This is a genomic window from Dyadobacter sp. (genome assembly GCF_051859145.1).
Taxonomy (GTDB): Bacteria; Bacteroidota; Bacteroidia; order Cytophagales; family Spirosomataceae; genus Dyadobacter.
This window is the reverse complement of record NZ_JBHYGF010000578.1, coordinates 3501-20970: the sequence shown is the minus strand read 5'-3', so window position 1 is coordinate 20970 and position 17470 is coordinate 3501. Positions and strand designations below refer to the sequence as shown.

The window sequence follows — 17470 nt, the reverse complement described above, 5'->3', positions numbered from 1 at the left end:
AGGTCAGCTTGTTAAATTTGAGGCCCCGCCGAAGCCCGATTCTTCACTGGCATATTGCTACCCGCTGGCCAGTATCAAGGCATTCACCTCAGTAGGCCGCACGCTGACATTCTCGGGAGATATGTGGGATAAATATGAAAAGGATTTGTTCGAGAAATATGCACAAATGGGCATTCCCGAAGATGTATATACGCGGTCACTTGCGTACGGAGATTCTGTTGCCAAACACGTGATCCGTTACTCTTCAAAAGATCATTACAAGGAAATCCGCGGCTACCGGTACACAGTTACCAATGCACCAGGTACCTGGGTACCAACCCCGCCCGCTTATGCAGATGCATGCGAGCCTATGTGGAACACAGTCCGGACATTCACACTCGATTCAGTCACACAATTTCGCTGCCCTCCCCCAGCCAAGTATGATCTTGACAAAAACAGCAAGTTCATGAAGCTGGCAATGGAAGTGTATGATACAGGTAATAACCTCTCAGACGATCAGAAAGCAACTGCCTACTTCTGGGATGATAATGCATTTGTGACCAATGTTGTAGGGCACGCCATGTTCGCCAATAAAAAAATGACACCAGCCGGTCACTGGCTCGCGATCATACGTACAGTGACAACCGACAAGAAGCTGGATCTGATGCAGGCAACCGAAGCCTATACGCTTGGTGCGCTATCCATATTCGATGCTTTCGTAGCTTGCTGGGATGAAAAGTACAGAACTGTGCGGATCAGGCCCGAAACGGTGATAAACAACAACTGGGCACCCGAGTGGCGACCATTTCTGGAAACGCCCGCATTCCCGGAATATGTAAGCGGCCATAGTTCCATTTCCGCAGCCTGCGGAACGGTATTGACGCACCTGATCGGGGACAATGTAGCTTTTACAGACACTACTGAAAAAAAATACGGACACGGCGTAAAATCCTTCAAGTCATTTGAAGAGGCTTACTGGGATGCTTCCATTAGCCGCGTTTATGGCGGTATCCACTATCGCGACGGAGTTGAAGAAGGAACACACCTCGGAGAGAAGATCGGACAAAACGTATTAAGACGCGTTATTACCAGGAAAAACCGGGAAACCCTGGCTAAGCAATAGGCTGATGAACGTGGTCGGAATTATAATGTAAACCGATGTTCTCGCGCCGCGCCATTGCCATTTTAATGATCAGATAAGAAACGGAAATCATGTTTCTGAGCTCGCAAATGGCCACAGATACCTTTGACTCACGGTAAAGCTGCTCATGCTCCTCATGTAATAGTTCAAGCCGGTCGTAGGCACGTTTCATCCTGCGATCGGTGCGGACAATACCTACATAGTTGGACATGATGCTGTTCAGTTCCCGTGTCATTTCTGTTACCAGCACCTGCTCTTCCGGGTGCGTGGTTCCCGAATCGTCCCATTCCGGTATGTTACCTGGCGTTTCTGCGCTTTCGAAACTGGCCAGTGTATCTTCATAAGCCCGATGACCGAATACGACTGCTTCCAGCAGTGAGTTGGAAGCAAGGCGGTTGGAACCGTGCAAACCGGTACACGAACATTCACCTACCGCATATAAAAAGTCAATGTTGGTTTTCCCCCACTCATTTACCCTGATCCCGCCACACATATAGTGCTGCGCCGGAACAACCGGGATCATATCTTTCCTTACGTCAATTCCTTCGTTCAGACAGTATTCTGTGATGTTCGGGAAATGTTCGACAAACTTCTCGTAGTCACAGTGCCGCACGTCGAGATAAACATGGTCTACCCCATTCTTTTTCATTTCTGAATCTATCGCGCGCGCAACAATGTCCCTGGGAGCGAGGGAAAGTCGCGGATCGTAGTTTTCCATGAAAGTACTGCCGTCGCCCCTTTTTAAAATTCCCCCAAAACCGCGAACCGCTTCCGAAATAAGGAACGAGGGCTTTTGACCTGGCTTATAAAAGCTGGTAGGATGGAATTGGATGAATTCCATGTTGTCGCAAATGCCTTTTGCACGATAGGCCATTGCAATGCCGTCGCCGGTTGCGATAGTAGGGTTGGTTGTACTCTGGTAAATATTACCTATACCACCGGTAGCGAGCATAGTCGTTTTGGCGACGAATTTCTCGACTTTTCCCGTCTGCCTGTTTAGCACATACGCACCAAAACACTTGATATCTTCCTGATATCGGTAAACCGTTTCGCCCAGATGGTGCTGGGTGATCAGCTCGACAGCATAGTAATGCGTGAAAATCTGAATGCTTTTGTGCCGATTGACTTCTTCCAGCAATGCGCGCTCTATTTCGGCACCGGTAATGTCTTTGAAATGCAGAATCCGATGGTCAGAATGCCCGCCTTCTTTGGCCAGATCATATTCTCCCCCACTCTCTTTATCAAAGCGGGTACCATAGTCAATGAGCTCCTGGATTCTTTTAGGCGCTTCCCTCACCACAATTTCCACAATGTTCCGCTTGTTGACCTCGTCACCCGCGTCCATTGTGTCCTGGATATGTTTTTCAAATGAATCCGATTCGGCCCAGACTACCGCAATGCCACCTTGTGCATACTTGGTATTAGTTTCATCGGCTTGAACTTTGGTAATAACCGCGATAGACTTTTCCTGATTCAGCGAATCGAAATGTCGGGCGAGCTTGGCTGCATAACTAAGTCCGGCAATTCCCGAACCGATGATCAGAAAATCAAACTGGGGCATAAATCAGAATAAAATTACATAATGTTTGATCAGATACCTTTGCTTAGTTCAAGCATTCGGGCCACTGATTCATAGGCTTTTAACCTGACATCCTCCGGCACAAAAATCTCCGGCTGCTCATAACAAAGAGCATTATACACCTTTTCTAATGTGTTCATCTTCATGTAGGGACATTCCGAGCAGGCGCAAGTATTATTATCAGAGCCGGGCGCAGGAATCAGCTTTTTGTCCGGTACCGACTGTTTCATTTTGTGCAAAATACCGGCTTCGGTTGCCACGATAAACTTGTTATGCGGCGATTCCTTTACAAACTTTAACAGTCCTGTGGTTGAACTTACAAAGTCAGCTTGTTTCAGGATATCTTCCTTGCATTCAGGATGTGCGATCAGCAATGCATCAGGATTTTCGTCCTGAAGTTGCTTTAACTTTTCACGCGAAATATCAATATGTACAATGCAGGCTCCATCCCACAAAACCATGTCGCGGCCTGTTTTGTGAGCCACGTACCGGCCAAGGTTTGCGTCAGGTGCGAAAATGATCTTTTGATCTTTTGGCAGACTTTCCACAATCTGCAATGCATTGGAAGAAGTACAAACAATATCTGTCAGCGCTTTGATTTCCGCCGAGCAGTTGATATAGCTGATTACAATATGATCCGGGTACTGAGCTTTGAAGGCAGCGAATTTGTCAGCAGGCGCAGAGTCGGCGAGCGAGCAGCCTGCATTCAGATCAGGAATGACGACCTTTTTATTCGGGCTCAGGATCTTGGCAGTTTCACCCATGAAATGCACTCCGCAAAACACGATCATATCTGCCTCGGTAGCTGCTGCCTGCTGCGAAAGGCCCAGACTGTCACCAATGTAGTCAGCCAGATCCTGTATTTCAGCATCTACATAATAATGTGCGAGGATCACCGCATTCTTTTCTTCCTTTAATCTCCTGATTTCGGCAATCAAATCAATATCTTCCGCAACTGCCTCCGTAACGTAGCCGTAACGGTTTACCTGCTCTTCAATAGTAGTCATTCTGGTGAATAATTGGCTTTAATGGATCTTAAAACACTATTTCGAAATTACAACATTAAAACCAATCCAGGGCAAAGAAAGTGCGGTACCGGGATAAATGAAAAGCCGCAGAGGCGATCCCTGCGGCTTTTCATTTACTATCAATTTCTATTTTCTATAAAATCCAGCGGAAAAATGCATAGAGTGTACCAGACAAAAGCATGGTAACCGGCAATGTCAATATCCAGGCAATCACGATATTTCTGATTGTGCCACCTTGCAGGTTTTTCACACCTTTACTCGCCACCATCGATCCTGCAATACCCGAAGAAAGTACGTGCGTGGTACTCACCGGAAGCCCCATATAAGATGAAACACCGATCGTGCTCGCCGCAACCAGCTCCGCAGATGCGCCTTGGGCATAGGTCAAATGCTGCTTTCCGATCTTTTCACCGATTGTTACAACGATCCGCTTCCAGCCGACCATTGTTCCCAAACCAAGTGAAAGGGAAATCATCAGAATAACCCAGTCAGGGGCATAATCGGTATAGCGCCTGATCCCGGTCTCACTGCCTGACTGCATTTTCAAATACGCAACATCAGCCGAATTAAGGTTTGCGTGACCATTGTCCAGAATTGTCTTTGTATTGCGGCTGATCAAAAGCAATGAGCGACGGGCGTCCATTCTTTTTTCCATCGGCAACTTATGCTCCGGGAGCGAGTCGTTGATCTGCACTGTCAGATTTGCAACTTCCTGTTTGATTGTAGCTAAATGCAGGCGGTCTGTAACCGACAATCTTGACGAATCAATCCTGCTCACTGCCTGCTCTATCCCGATCAGGTCTGACTTCATTTTGCTCGGGTCGAGGCTGTTGTCCAATGCGAAATGAGCAGGGACAATTCCGATCAGGATCAGCATTACCAATCCAACTCCCTTTTGCCCGTCATTGGAACCGTGAAAAAAGCTTACAAGCGTACAGGTAGTAATTAAAATCACACGTATCCAGATCGGAGGCGCCTGGTTCTTTTTGGGTTCGCTGAAAACGATCTCACGCAGTGGCTTGGAAAGCGAGCGGCGCAGAATGAACATGATAATGATCGCCAGTGCAAAACCGAAGATCGGCGAAGTGAGCAGCGACATGAAAAGTTCTTTTGCTTTGGACCAGTTGACACCGGCAGCATTTGAATTTTCGGGCATGAATGTAAAAGCAAGTCCCACACCCAGAATCGAGCCGATCAATGTGTGTGAGCTCGAACTTGGTAATCCGAAATACCAGGTCCCCAGGTTCCAGATAATTGCACTGAAAAGCAATGCAAAGACCATGGCGGCGCTGTGGTACACGTTCTGATCGATCAGCAGTTCGACAGGAAGCAGGTTAACAATTCCCATTGCAACTGCAATCCCTCCAAAGAAAACACCGCAGAAATTCATAAAACCCGACCAGATAACAGCTACATTGGGTTTTAGTGAATTTGTATAAATCACAGTTGCCACCGCATTGGCAGTATCGTGAAAACCATTAACAAATTCGAATGCGCAGGCTGCTAAAATGCTAAAAGCGAGGAGAATAAAAATGTCGGTTTCAAGACCAAACATAGAAGAAGTATATAAGTTTATCTATAACAGCACAAAGCTACTTATTCTTAGGCGATGCAATATTAACAAATTGTTAAGCCAAACTCCTACGCTGTTTCCTTATTAGCGAGCTGACCACAAGCTGCATCGATATCTTTTCCGCGACTTCTTCTAACGTGGACTGATACGCCCCGGTCTTCCAGAAAGCCTGCAAACTTATCAAGCTTATCGTCTTCTGTGTTCCTGAAATCAGCTTCTGCGATTGGATTGTACTCGATGATATTCACTCTTGCAGGCACCTTCTTTGTGAACTCCCAGAGCTCTTTCGCATCCTGCAAAGTATCATTGAAATTGTTGAAAACAATGTATTCGAAGGTGATGCGGTTACCCGTCTTTTTGTAAAAGTAATTCAGCGCCTCTGCCAGATTTTCGAGCGAATTGGATTCATTAATCGGCATAATCTGGTTTCTCTTCACATCGTTGGCTGCGTGCAGCGACAATGCAAGGCGAAAACGCACCTCATCATCACCCAGCTTCTTGATCATTTTGGCGATGCCGGCAGTAGAAACCGTAATCCGCTTCGGCGACATATTCAAGCCCTCGGGAGAGGTAATGTGCTCGATCGATTTTAAAACATTGGTATAGTTCAAAAGTGGCTCACCCATTCCCATGTAAACAATATTGGTCAGAGGCGCATTGAAGCTGCCTTCTGCCTGCCTGGCAATGGCGACTACCTGATCATAGATCTCCCCAGCTTCCAGGTTGCGTTTGCGTTCCATATAACCGGTAGCGCAAAATTTACAGGTAAGCGAACATCCTACCTGGCTGCTTACACAGGCAGTCATTCTGTCCGCCGCGGGTATCAGTACACCCTCTACCAGATTGCCATCAAAAAGGCGGAATGCAGATTTGATTGTACCATCGTTGCTTTGCTGCTGCTTGGCAACTTCCATATTCCGGATCACGAAATGCTCGTCCATCAGCTGGCGCGTACCAAGCGAAAGGTTGGTCATTTCAGCAAATGAATGTGAAGATTTTTTCCAGATCCATTCATAAATCTGTTTCGCCCTGAAAGCTTTTTCACCATGCTCAGCCATCCATTGTTTCAGCTGATCAACGCTCATTTTGCGAATATCCTGCTTTTCCTCTAATCCGGTCATCTTATATTATTTGGTCAAATGCGGCGTGCATTCAACCTGTTTTAACTGCAAAGTTATTGAAAATCAATATCGAAAGCTTAACCCTGGGCAGATTCTGAAAGTTCAATCGTCCAGATATTCGCGCTTCCATTCACTGATCAGCGCGGTACCGTCGGGCATGAGCGCCAGCGCTTTGGTAATCAGATTAGGGGCAATGGGCACTACCAGCCAGAAAAATACGCTTATTCCGAAAACCCAGGTAAATATCCCGACCATTCCGCCTGCAAAACGATCGAAGGTACCCAGGATAGAATACCTGAGTGAGCGCCGGATCATATAGCCAAACTGATTTAACAAAAATATGGTAGGAAAGAAAATCGCGGAAAATCCGATATATGGCAAGATTTTCTTAGCCATATTATCGCTGAAATAAGGCGTCAGCACTTCCATTCCCAAGCCCAAGAACTTAAATCCAAGTACCATAGCCACCGCAAATCCGGCTATCCCGATGATCTCGATCAGCAAACCTTTGCGATAACCATGTAAAGCTCCCCAAAGGAGCGGAATGAGGATGATTACATCCAGTAACTTCATGCGAGCAATCCCTTCACCAATGCTGAAACCACTTTACCCTCTGCCTGTCCGGCAAGCTCTTTGGTAGCTACGCCCATTACCTTGCCCATATCAGAAGGCCCTGACGCGCCTACCCTGGCTATAATCTCCTGCAATTTCGCTTTCACTTCATCTTCGGAAAGTTGCTTGGGCAAAAACTGCTCAATTACTGCCAGTTCCGCTTCTTCCTTTTCCAGCAAGTCGGCACGATTCTGGGTTTTGTAAATATCCGCAGATTCACGACGCTGTTTGGCAGCTTTGGTCAGCAATTTGAGTTCGTCATCAGCAGAAAGCTCCCCGCTTGCACCGCCTTTTGTTTCTTCCAATAAGATAAGTGACTTGATCGCACGCAGCGCCCGAAGCTTATCCTGGTCCTTGGCCCGCATTGCATCTTTTATTCCCGATTCGACTTGTGTTTTTAGAGACATGACTTTTTAATGTTGAATGATTCAATTTTGAATGACTGAATGAGTCAATGACTAAATGAGTGAATGTTTTTTGAATTAGTGAGTTAGTGAATAGATTGGTTTTTTGATCTTTATATGTGTTTGGTATTTGGGTTGAGGATGGGTTGGTTGTGTTTGTGGGGTATTTTTGACTAGCTTCTAGTGAGATTTGCCGGCAACAAAACTAAAATAATCCTCCCAATTAACCCTAATTTAGCACCACCGGATAATTCAAACTCACATATTCAGTCATTCGGTCATTCAAAATTCACACATTCACTTATTCACTCATTCACTAATTGCCCCATGACTCGCCTAAGTGTTAATATCAACAAAATTGCCACCCTTCGTAACTCACGCGGCGGTGATAATCCCAATGTATTAAAAGTCGCGCTGGATTGTGAGCGGTTTGGTGCGGAGGGAATCACAGTTCACCCCAGACCCGATGAGCGACATATCAGATACCAGGATGTGTACGACTTGAAAGAGGTAGTAACTACTGAGTTTAACATTGAAGGAAACCCGTCTGAAAAGAAGTTTGTAGAGCTTGTTCTGGCCAATAAACCTGATCAGGTAACACTGGTTCCTGACACTTTGCACGCGATTACTTCCAATGCGGGTTGGGATACAGTCGCAAACAGAAGTGAGCTTACGGATTTGATTAACATTTTCAAATCAGCAGGAATCCGTGTTTCTGTATTTGTAGATCCTGATGAGAAAATGGTGGAAGGCGCGAAAGTATGTGGCGCAGACCGCGTGGAATTATATACCGAACCTTACGCAGCAGGCTATTTTGAAAACAGACAAAAAGCAGTGTTACCCTTCGTAGCCGCAGCTGAAACTGCCAGAGAAGTTGGCTTGGGTCTGAACGCCGGCCACGACCTCAGCCTCGACAATCTGCGTTTTCTAAAACAAAGCATTCCCTGGCTGGACGAAGTTTCCATTGGCCATGCCCTGATTTCGGATGCATTGTACCTGGGTCTGGAAAACACAATCCAAATGTACCTCCGGGAATTGCAATTGTAAATCCGTCATCATCGCAATTGGCCACCAATATCAGGTACCTAGCGGCACCAGCTGCTAGATGTAAAGTCGCGTAGCGACATAATATCGGTAGAAATACGCGTACAGGTGAAAAGGGAATGCCGTAGGTATGTAACAATAAATCCGGGGTTTGGTCCTATTACCAACCTTGGCGATATTCCCTTTTTACAAATTGGTTAGCGACATCAAAATTGGTAATTTTCATATTAGCCCCGTCCCAGATCAGCTTTTGCCTGCCGGGGAATGTAAATCCTTTTCCATCCGCCTTGGCTTCTCGGTACAGGTAAGATCTTACCGCCAAATTTCCCATTAAAACAATTTCAGTAAGCGGGCCGGCCTGATCGAAAGAGGAGCTGGTATATGCGCCGTAACCTTTTTTGCAAGCTTGTACAAACTGCTGCTGGTGTCCTTGCCAGTTTCCGGGTACCAAAGCCCTGGGTTTCACATTCAGCCTTACATTTTCAAACTTCTTCTCAGGCCAGAGTCTCGGATTTTCACCAAACATCTCCGCACTTAATATCCCCTTTGTACCGATAAATAGCATTCCGCCATCGACACTGCCGAAAACGGTTTTGTAATCACAACCATCAGGAAGTTGTGGCCGGATACCGCCGTCGTACCACGAGAAACTAATTTCCTTTCCCGGGGTTTTCGATGCAAATTTCAGGTGAATGGAAGTCGAAGGCGGACATACATCGTCAAAGAAAGCCTGACTAAAAAAATCCGCGTATACAGATCCAACGCTGCATTCCACCGAAGTAGGATACCCGAGCTTCATCGCGCGAAAAGGCACATCAATAAAGTGACAGCCCATATCGCCCAATGCACCCGTACCGAAATCCCAATAGCCACGCCATCTGAAAGGCATATAGGCTTCATGGTAATCCCGCTTTGGTGCGGTACCAAGCCAAAGGTCCCAATCGACCTCCTTGGGCACGGGCTGAGATTCTCCTTTGTCTTTCGGCGACTTCACACCTTGCGGCCACACGGGCCGGTCGGTCCATACTTCAATCTTATACACATCACCCAGCACGCCTGACTGCACAATTGCTTCTGTCTGCCTGGTACCGTCGCTGCTGCTGCCCTGGTTTCCCATTTGGGTTACCACCTTGTATTTGGCAGCTGCCTTGGTTAATGTTCTGGCTTCCCAAATGTCTTTGGTAAGCGGTTTTTCCACATACACGTGCTTTCCCAGTTCAATGCACGAATTCGCGATCGGGAAATGCATGTGATCCGGTGTTGTAATCAGGACAGCGTCGATATTCTTTGCTTCCTTTTCCAACATTTTCCGGTAGTCTTTATAATAAAGCGCACTTGGAAACTGCTTCCTGTACTTTTCGGATTGCCGGTCATCTACGTCGCAAAGTGCGACGATGTTTTCGGCTCCATTATTATAGGATTGGCGAATATTCACATCCGCCTTTCCACCGCAGCCTACCGCAGCTATATTCAACTTGTCACTTGGCGGGATAAATCCTTTCCCTAAAACGTGGCGGGGCACAATTATGAAGGCCGAGGCCGCAACTGCCCCCGCTTTTACAAATGCCCTGCGGCTGTGATCCTGTGAGCTTGACTTTTGATCTTCCATTGTTCCGGAAGCGAGCTTTTTAAACTAACCCGCTTACCCGAAAAAGCCTGCCGATTTCCAGCCCTACTATCTGCCGCCGAAAGTTTCAGCTATTTTCATCGCAACGCCCATATCGCCGTCGATTTTCAGCTTGCCCGTCATCAACGCCATCATTGCATTCAGATCGCCATCAATCAGTTTCAATGCGTTTTTTGTAGAAACTTCGAAGGTTGCATCCGCTTCGGTATCATCATTGGAAACTGCATTCGGAATGGATTTCCCGTCGACGTACACCACGCCTTCATCGGTCACAAACTTGGCAGTTGCACCAAGACCGCTATCGGTTCCAAGAATATTTTTAATTCGTTCGGTCAGAATTTGAAGGCTCATCAGAAGTAGTTTTTCGTTGATATGTATTTAAGTAAAACTGAAAGGACAAAAGTATATTTGACCGTAAGAATATTCAAATCGCTTTGGTCTTTTCAGCGAAATCCGCAAATTTTACAAAGCAGAACAAACTGATCTGCTGATTATCATACTCAATGAGTGATCCCGTAAAACGTCCGACTTTCCTTACAATTTTGTGTTTTCTCACCTTCATGAGTTCTGTTTCAGGACTTTGGACACAATCAGAAAGACTATGGAGTCCAGGCGTAATGGCAGACAGAACCCGTGAAACTTTTGAAACTGTCAGAGAGAGCGTGGATAAGCAGAACACAACTGCCGATACCGAGACAATGGACAAGATGTTCGAAGCAGTAATCGAGCAAACCACACCGGAGTCTATCAAAACGGGTGCGATCATCATGCTGATCTTCGAATCACTTTCCCTTTACGCCGCATACCTGATGTGGAACCTCCAAAAAAAGGGGTACTACCTTTACCTGGCGGGCATCGGAGTTGCATTTCTCGCGCCACTTTTCCTCATCGGCGGCTGGCTGGGCGTCATCACAGCAATGGCAGGAGTTCTGATCAGTACTTTTGTGGCAATCCTGTATGCTTTCAATCTGAAACATATGTACTGAACTTCCCCCGGCATTCGCCTCAATCACACAGCATTCATTATCTTGAAAATGGAATGTAAGCTCTTGCTTTCCACGAAGAAAAGATTTTATTTTGCGCACTAATTTTGAATCGAGAAAATGGCTTTAATTAACAAGATCAGAGAGAAATCCGGGGTTGCCGTGACGGTAATCGCTATCAGTTTAATTCTTTTTATGGTTGGGGGCGATCTTTTAGGTCCCAATTCAATGCTGGGCGGAAGCAACAACCAGGTGGTAGGTGAGATCGCCGGCAAAGAAATCAATATCAAGGACTTTCAAAGTCGGGTTGACGGCTTTCGTCAGAACTATGAAGCGCAGTCGGGCCGCAGCCTGAACGAAAATGAGCTCGCTTCACTGAGAGACCAGGCCTGGAACCAGTTTGTGGTTGATATTGCATATAAGAAACAATTTGATGAGCTCGGTCTTGCTGTGACAGATGAAGAATTGTACGATATGGTACAAGGAAATCACATCAGCCCCTCGATTCTGCAAGCTTTTTCAGATCCTACCACAGGAAAGTTCGATAAAAATGCAGTTATCAACTATCTGAAAAACCTGAAAACACTTCCGATTGAACAACAGAAATCATGGGAGAACTTCGAGAAGAGCCTTCGTGAAGAACGTACCCGCACCAAATACGAAAACCTGCTAAGACTTTCTACTTACACTCCGAAAGCACAGGCAGAGAAAGAATACGTAGCACAAAATACCAAAGCCAATTTGCGCTATTTGTATGTACCCTATTTCTCGGTTGTTGATACTACCATTAAAGTAACAGACGCGCAGCTTCAGGATTACCTGAGCGCACATCGCAAAGAATACAAAGGAACTGATACGCGTTCAATCGAGTACGTTACCTTCCCTGTTCAGCCGGCAAAAGATGATAGCGCGGCGCTTTACTCCGAAATCAAAGAACTCGCAAGAGGTCTGGCGGCTGCTCCAAACGATTCTGCATTCGCAAGCATGAATTCAGACATTCCGCTTCCTATTAATATGTCGCTGGCGAATATGTCAGACCAGTTGAAAGAAGCTGTTAAGACATTTGTTCCGGGTGGCGTTTACGGACCATACCGCGAAGGAAATACCTATTATATCTACAAATACGGCGGTACAAGAAAAGATACAGTAGCTTCTGCAAGAGCAAGCCACATTCTGATCCGTCCTGAAAACCAGTCTGACTCAGCGAAGGCAGCAGCACGTACAAGAGCAGAAAGTATCCTGGCGCAGATCAAAGCGGGCGCGAACTTTGAAGCACTTGCAGCTACTTCCAGCGCAGATCCGGGATCAGCACAGCGTGGCGGTGACCTGAATTACTTCCAGAACAACGGCGCGATGGTAAAACCATTTGAAGATGCTGTTTTCTCCGCAACTGCACCGGGCTTGATCCCTAGATTAGTTGAAAGCCAGTTTGGTTTCCATATTATCAAGGTAACAGATCCAAAATCGAACACATTGTACCACATTGCGGCGATTGGAAAAACGATTGCTCCAAGCCAGGCAACACGTGACGAAGCTTACAGAAGAGCTGACGAGTTTGTTAACTCTGTCAAAACAAGACAACAATTCCAGGAAGCTGTTAAAAAGAACAAAGCACTGGTAGTTGCCACAGCGAACCGCGTTCCTGAATCCGCAACAAATATCAATGCGATTCAGAATGGACGTGAGATCGTGAGATGGGCATTCAAGAAAGATTCGGATGTAGATGATGTTTCCCCTGTTTTCGAAACTGAGGAGCAATATGTTGTAGCAGTGTTAACTGGTAAGTCTGACGCGAAAGAAGTGAAAGTAGACGATTTCCGTGACGAGCTTACTACCAAAGTAAGAAACCAGATTAAAGCTGAACAGATTACTGCCAAATTGAAAGGTGCAACCGGCGACCTGGATGCAATTGCTAAAAAATACGGCGCAGGTGCATTGGTTGAATCTGCAAATGATATTTCACTTGCAACTGGCTTCCTTACCAGCGCAGGTTTCGATCCGATCGCATTGGGTAAAGCTTTTGGCTTGAAGGCAGGTCAGAAATCAGACGTATTTACAGGTGAAAATGGAGTATTCATTGTTGAACTTCTGAATAAAACAGAAGCTCCGAAGATTGCAGATTTCACGCAGTATAAAACACAACTGACACAATCGCTTGAAAGCAGAATGTCATATCTCGTAAACGAAGCAATTCGTGAGCACGCCAAGATCGAAGATAACAGAGCCAAGTTTTTCTGAGATTAAATAAAAAATCTAAGGTTGAGAGGAGCAGAATTCATTTCTGCTCCTCTTTTTATTTCAGACTTACAATAAATTCAGAAAAAAGTAATAGTATTGCACTATCAATTGTCAATTTTACACTTATAATAAAATGAGCATCTTACTCGGAGAACAGGAGTACTTTAAAGGAGTCGGGAAAATCGCTTATGAAGGTCCCGAAACGGATAATCCACTAGCATATCGGTGGTATGACGAAAACCGTGTAATTGCGGGGAAAAGCATGAAGGAGCATCTTCGGTTTGCAGTGGCTTACTGGCACACATTCTGCGGCTCGGGCCTCGATCCATTCGGAGGTCCTACCCTATTCTACCCCTGGGACCAAAAATCAGACGCAGTAGACCGGGCGAAAGACAAAGCTGACGCTGCATTTGAGCTGATCACCAAACTGGGTCTGCCTTACTATTGCTTCCACGACGTGGACGTAGTGGACTATGCAGATGATGTTAAAACAAACGAAAAACGCCTGCAAACCCTGACTGAATACCTGAGCCAGAAGCAGAAGGAATCGGGGGTTAAACTGCTTTGGGGAACAGCCAATTTGTTTGGCCACCACCGTTACATGAACGGCGCTTCTACCAATCCTGACTTTGCCGTAGTAGCTCATGCAGGTGCGCAGGTTAAAATGGCATTGGACGCGACAATTGCATTAGGCGGAGAAAACTACGTATTCTGGGGCGGCCGTGAAGGTTACATGACGCTTTTGAATACCGACATGAAAAGAGAGAAGGAGCACTTTGCACAAATGCTTAAAATCTCTGTCGCTTATGCGCGTGCCAATGGTTTCAAAGGTAAATTCTTTATTGAGCCTAAACCTTGCGAGCCAACAAAGCACCAGTACGACTACGATGCAGAAACTGTAATCGGCTTCCTTCGCCAACACGATCTGCTCGGAGACTTTGCATTGAACCTGGAAGTAAACCACGCTACGCTTGCGGGACACACTTTCGAACACGAATTGCAGGTTGCAGCTGATGCAGGTATCCTGGGATCAATCGATGCGAACCGCGGAGACTACCAGAATGGATGGGATACTGATCAGTTCCCGAACGATCTTGCAGAATGGACAAAAGCTTTATTGGTAATCCTCAAAGCAGGCGGTCTGCAAGGCGGCGGTATTAATTTTGACGCAAAACGTCGTCGTAACTCGACGGATATGGAAGATGTATTCCACGCGCACATTGGTGGTGTGGATACCGTAGCGCGCGCATTGGTTGTTGCCGACAAAATCATCCAGAATGGAGAGTACGACAAGATCCGCACAGACAGATATGCCAGCTTCGACGGCGGCAAAGGCGCAGAATTCGAAAAAGGTGCATTGAAACTGGAAGATCTTTTTGATCTGGCAGCTTCAAATGGCGAGCCTGCAATTACATCAGGAAGACAGGAATACCTGGAAAATCTGATCAACCGCCATATCTAGGGTTGCAATGATTACAAACAAAAATGGCCGGCTACAAACCGGCCATTTTTTGTTCCATATCTTCCAATTAGTCCTGCTGACTTAGCTCCTTGTCAATAGCAACAACCCGCTGCTGCACTTCTTTCTGCACAGTTTCAAGTCGCTTATCCTCCATTGGTTTTTGCATTTCGAGGATATTTGCCTGAAGTAAGTCGCGCTCTTTGGTAAATTTATCCTTTCTTTCAGTTAATCGCTGTTTAGCATTACCATCTGCTGATTTAAGTTTTTCATCCAGCTTTGTAATACGTTCCTGGATCTTGGCTTCCCGCTCTTTGAGTGAATTCAGATAATCCTGTTGCTTCTCGTTCAACTTTGCATTTGCTTCCAGCAGATCCTCTTTCGCGTCTGCCATTTCTTCCTTGCTGGTATCGCCCATTGCGGAAGTTTCCTCAGCAGCTTTCAATGCATCTTCTTCTGCATTGGCTAATTCTTTCCGGTCCTTTTCTGCCGAATTGCAGCTTGCGAGTGAAGCACCCATGACTACCATCGCGCTCAGCACCCAAACATTTACTGTCTTTTTCATAGTTGTTCAGTTGTCAATGAATTTGTTCGTTTGAAAACTTGCGTTCAAAAAAGTAATGCCACGGTGGTTTTACAAAAAAATAAGGTCCCCGAAATGAGATCAGGGACCTATCTGCTTTTACAAGCCTAATCATTAACCTAAGTACAATTCCTGCTTAATAACCATTGTTCTGGCGCAAATTCGTATTGTTCCGCATTTCAGAAGTCGGGATCGGGAACAGCAGCTCGCGTTCAGTAACTGTGGGACCGTATGAGAATTTGTGACCTACATAATTGTCAAACTTTTGGGTAGTGACATTAAATGCTTTCCGCAAACGGACCATGTCAAACCAGGTAATGTTTTCAAAACACAGCTCATACCATCTTTCTTTCCAGATCGATTCGCGGAGTACATCTTTCGAAAGGCCGGCAAGTGCGGGCAGCTGCGCTCTTTTGCGTACTGCATTCACCGCGTCGTAGATCTTCGCCGAAGGACCACTTACCTCATTTGCCGCTTCCGCGTATGTGAGCAAAACATCTGCATACCTGATCACAGGCCAGTTCAGGTCGCTGTTGGCAGTACTGGTTTGCGCGACTACGTCAAAATGTTTGTAAATAAAGTAGCCGCCCAGGTCTACCTCTTTCGTACGATCAGCCTCATTGGTGAATTTGGTAAAGAAAAACTGCTTCTCTTTGGCGCGCAGATCAGCAGGATCGTAGGATTTTACAAAATCGGCAGTGGCGTAAATACCGCCCGTTTCATCCGAGTACTGAGAGATATTCTTGTTGTAAGGAATAATGGAAACCTGCCAGCCGGAAGGCAGAATTTGCGTTCTGAACTGGATCATGAAAATGTTCTCCTCGACATTCTTCTTATTTGGATCGTGCAGATCATTGTAAGAAATAAATAATTTAAACTGTTTCGAATCGATTACCTCTTCCGCTTTTTTTGCGGCAAGATCATAGTGGGTCGCTCCTTTTTGCAATGGAAACCCGGCCATCGTGAGGTATACCTGCGCCAATAGCGACTTGACAGCCCCCATACTCACCTTGCCGGAAGTATCAAGCCAGGGCAACCCCGAAGCTTCGGCCGCTTTCAGATCTTCCACGATGTAGTTGTAAACTTCCTCTTCCGTCGCCTGAGAAGGTCTTAGCTGCGGGGATTGCAAGTTCACTGATTCAGTAACCAACGGAATTTTACCAAACATCCGAACCAGATTGAAATAGTAAAACGCGCGTAGAAAGCGTGCCTCTCCCAACAGCTTTTGTCCCTCCGCTGCATTCAGGGTAGCGATGCCCGGAATTTTTTCAATACATAAATTCGCATTGGCAATACCCCGGTAGTAAGCTGCCCAGTAAGTCTGACCGTAACCGTTATCAGAGGTATTTCGCAGGTCTTTTACAAAATAGCTGTTTACTGCCTGGCCCAGATCGGTGTTGGCCAGACCAGTCGCGAACTCGGTCATCATCCAGGCTCCTCCCCCAAAACCGCTTCCAAGCGGCTCACGTAAGCTGGCGTAGATCGAGTTCACCGCACTTCGGGCTTGTGCAGGTTCAGTAAAGTAACTGTCAGTGGTAAAATTGCTTGGATCAGTTTCTTCAAGGAAGTCCGAGCAGCCTGCGGCACAAAACATGCTCATTGCCGCAGTTAACAATCCGATTTTTTTTGATATCCTATTCATATTAATTCAGAATGAAGGTCAAGATGTTACAAACCAATGTTGAGACCGAGCATAAATACCCTTGGCTTTGGATAGTCATACAAACCAAATCCCTGATCAAATGGAGAACCTGAGTTGGAAACTTCGGGATCGTAGCCTTTGTATTTGGTAACTACAAAGAAGTTCTGAATTGAAGCATAAGCGCGCAGCCTGTCCAGCTTCAACTTTGACACTACATCAGCCGGGAATGCATAAGCAAGCAGCAGGTTCCGGCCCCTGATAAAGGATGCATCTGTAACCTTGTGGCTGTCGTTATTGGTTGTATAATATGCATTGATCGGGCGGATCTGCGCGATAGGCGTATTCTGGTTTGTCTCAGTCCAGGCATTCAAAACCGTTTTGTAGCTGTTTGCAATACCTTGTCTGTCCTCTGCCGAGTGGATACTTCTGTCAAGTACATCGTTTCCGTACATGTATT

General features: G+C 46.1%; 15 protein-coding genes and 1 pseudogene. 5 read left to right on the top strand and 11 right to left on the bottom strand.

The features are described from left to right. The coding region (locus tag ACTIE6_RS24540; protein WP_439559133.1) for a vanadium-dependent haloperoxidase at window positions 1-1102 on the top strand (1102 nt) is incomplete at its 5' end. Here the strand turns inward: ACTIE6_RS24540 and nadB are convergent. The 6 genes from nadB to ACTIE6_RS24510 form a co-directional block, all read right to left on the bottom strand. Further along, on the bottom strand, window positions 1092-2681 hold the full coding sequence (gene nadB / locus ACTIE6_RS24535; RefSeq protein ID WP_439559132.1) for an L-aspartate oxidase: 1590 nt from the start codon (window positions 2679-2681) through the stop codon (window positions 1092-1094). The two genes, ACTIE6_RS24540 and nadB, sit on opposite strands and share 11 nt — an antisense overlap. Window positions 2682-2710: 29 nt before the next feature. Then, window positions 2711-3706 carry a quinolinate synthase NadA gene (gene nadA / locus ACTIE6_RS24530; protein WP_439559131.1) on the bottom strand — a complete coding sequence of 332 codons (996 nt, stop codon included), beginning with the start codon at window positions 3704-3706 and terminating at the stop codon, window positions 2711-2713. Window positions 3707-3860: 154 nt separating this feature from the next. Continuing rightward, a complete protein-coding gene (locus tag ACTIE6_RS24525; protein WP_439559130.1) occupies window positions 3861-5282 on the bottom strand; it encodes an inorganic phosphate transporter in 1422 nt (473 codons plus the stop codon). Window positions 5283-5368: 86 nt separating this feature from the next. Further along, a complete protein-coding gene (rlmN, locus tag ACTIE6_RS24520; RefSeq protein WP_439559129.1) occupies window positions 5369-6421 on the bottom strand; it encodes a 23S rRNA (adenine(2503)-C(2))-methyltransferase RlmN in 1053 nt (350 codons plus the stop codon). Between the two features lie 102 nt (window positions 6422-6523). After that, window positions 6524-6994, bottom strand: coding sequence for a CvpA family protein (locus ACTIE6_RS24515; protein WP_439559128.1), 471 nt, complete (start codon window positions 6992-6994; stop codon window positions 6524-6526). Continuing rightward, window positions 6991-7440 carry a GatB/YqeY domain-containing protein gene (locus ACTIE6_RS24510; protein ID WP_439559127.1) on the bottom strand — a complete coding sequence of 150 codons (450 nt, stop codon included), beginning with the start codon at window positions 7438-7440 and terminating at the stop codon, window positions 6991-6993. The genes ACTIE6_RS24515 and ACTIE6_RS24510 overlap by 4 nt, the downstream gene beginning before the upstream one ends. A 324-nt stretch (window positions 7441-7764) precedes the next feature. On the opposite strand from ACTIE6_RS24510, the gene ACTIE6_RS24505 reads away from it, so the two are divergent. Further along, on the top strand, window positions 7765-8484 hold the full coding sequence (locus ACTIE6_RS24505; protein ID WP_439559126.1) for a pyridoxine 5'-phosphate synthase: 720 nt from the start codon (window positions 7765-7767) through the stop codon (window positions 8482-8484). A gap of 157 nt (window positions 8485-8641) precedes the next feature. Here the strand turns inward: ACTIE6_RS24505 and ACTIE6_RS24500 are convergent, their stop codons facing one another. Continuing rightward, the gene (locus ACTIE6_RS24500; RefSeq protein WP_439559125.1) at window positions 8642-10090 is read right to left on the bottom strand and encodes a Gfo/Idh/MocA family protein; all 1449 of its coding nucleotides are present in this window, start codon (window positions 10088-10090) and stop codon (window positions 8642-8644) included. Between the two features lie 66 nt (window positions 10091-10156). Continuing rightward, window positions 10157-10459 (bottom strand): SCP2 sterol-binding domain-containing protein, encoded by a 303-nt coding sequence (locus ACTIE6_RS24495; RefSeq protein WP_439559124.1) that lies wholly within the window; start codon window positions 10457-10459, stop codon window positions 10157-10159. Window positions 10460-10725: 266 nt separating this feature from the next. On the opposite strand from ACTIE6_RS24495, the gene ACTIE6_RS24490 reads away from it, so the two are divergent. The 3 genes from ACTIE6_RS24490 to xylA all read left to right on the top strand — a co-directional run bounded on the left by ACTIE6_RS24490 (window position 10726) and on the right by xylA (window position 14791). Further along, on the top strand, window positions 10726-11094 hold the full coding sequence (locus ACTIE6_RS24490; RefSeq protein WP_439559123.1) for a hypothetical protein: 369 nt from the start codon (window positions 10726-10728) through the stop codon (window positions 11092-11094). A 117-nt stretch (window positions 11095-11211) separates the two neighbouring features. Next, on the top strand, window positions 11212-13329 hold the full coding sequence (locus ACTIE6_RS24485; protein ID WP_439559122.1) for a peptidylprolyl isomerase: 2118 nt from the start codon (window positions 11212-11214) through the stop codon (window positions 13327-13329). A gap of 133 nt (window positions 13330-13462) precedes the next feature. After that, window positions 13463-14791, top strand: a complete 1329-nt coding sequence (gene xylA, locus ACTIE6_RS24480) for a xylose isomerase (RefSeq protein ID WP_439559121.1) — start codon at window positions 13463-13465, stop codon at window positions 14789-14791. A gap of 67 nt (window positions 14792-14858) precedes the next feature. Here xylA and ACTIE6_RS24475 read toward each other — a convergent pair whose 3' ends face one another. The 3 genes and pseudogenes from ACTIE6_RS24475 to ACTIE6_RS24465 form a co-directional block, all read right to left on the bottom strand. Beyond that, entirely contained in the window at window positions 14859-15353 is a 495-nt protein-coding gene (locus ACTIE6_RS24475) for a hypothetical protein (protein ID WP_439559120.1), read from the bottom strand. Between the two features lie 154 nt (window positions 15354-15507). Further along, window positions 15508-17013, bottom strand: coding sequence for a RagB/SusD family nutrient uptake outer membrane protein (locus ACTIE6_RS24470; RefSeq protein ID WP_439559119.1), 1506 nt, complete (start codon window positions 17011-17013; stop codon window positions 15508-15510). Window positions 17014-17039: 26 nt separating this feature from the next. Continuing rightward, window positions 17040-17470, bottom strand: a pseudogene (locus ACTIE6_RS24465) (SusC/RagA family TonB-linked outer membrane protein); the annotation flags it as partial.